Origin of the sequence: Mesorhizobium abyssinicae (genome assembly GCF_049887195.1) — a bacterium.
Lineage (GTDB): Bacteria > Pseudomonadota > Alphaproteobacteria > Rhizobiales > Rhizobiaceae > Mesorhizobium > Mesorhizobium abyssinicae.
On the sequence record NZ_JARAKC010000112.1, the window covers coordinates 1 to 617 of the forward strand.

Annotated in this window: 1 protein-coding gene; it reads left to right on the forward strand. The window is 69.5% G+C overall.

What is annotated here, in order from left to right:
* A partial coding sequence (locus PU724_RS33865; protein WP_426213844.1) for an AMP-binding enzyme occupies nucleotides 1–617 on the forward strand: 617 nt, incomplete at both ends.

Below are 617 nucleotides of genomic sequence, written 5' to 3' on the forward strand. Positions count from 1 at the left end.
GTGTACCTGCTGGACGGTCATGGCGCTCCTGTGCCGTTCGGGGCGGTGGGCGAGCTTTACATTGGCGGCGCAGGCGTTGCGCGTGGCTACCTGAACCGGCCCGATCTGACGGCCGAGCGGTTCATCGCCAGTCCCTTTGTGGAAGGCGATCGGCTGTATAAGACCGGCGACCTGGGGCGTTATCTGCCGGACGGCAATCTGGAGTTTTTGGGCCGCAACGACGAGCAGGTGAAGATGCGCGGCTTCCGCATCGAGCCGGGCGAGATCGAGGCGCGGCTTTGCGAGCATGCCTGGGTGCGTGAGGCGGTGGTTGTCGCGCGCCAGGACCGCGCCGGCGACAAGCACCTTGTCGCCTATGTCGTGTGCGGACCCGAGGCCGGCTCGGACGGGGACGATGGCGGCGCGCTTGCCGGCGCCTTGCGCGCTCATCTGGGTGCGCGGCTGCCCGACTACATGGTGCCGTCGGCCTTCGTGCGGCTGGATGGGCTGCCGCTGACACCGAACGGCAAGCTCGACCGCCAGGCGCTGCCCGCCCCCGACGACGAGGCCTATGCGCACGCCGCCTATGAAGCGCCGCAGGGCGCGGTCGAGACGGCGCTGGCGCAGATCTGGGCGGA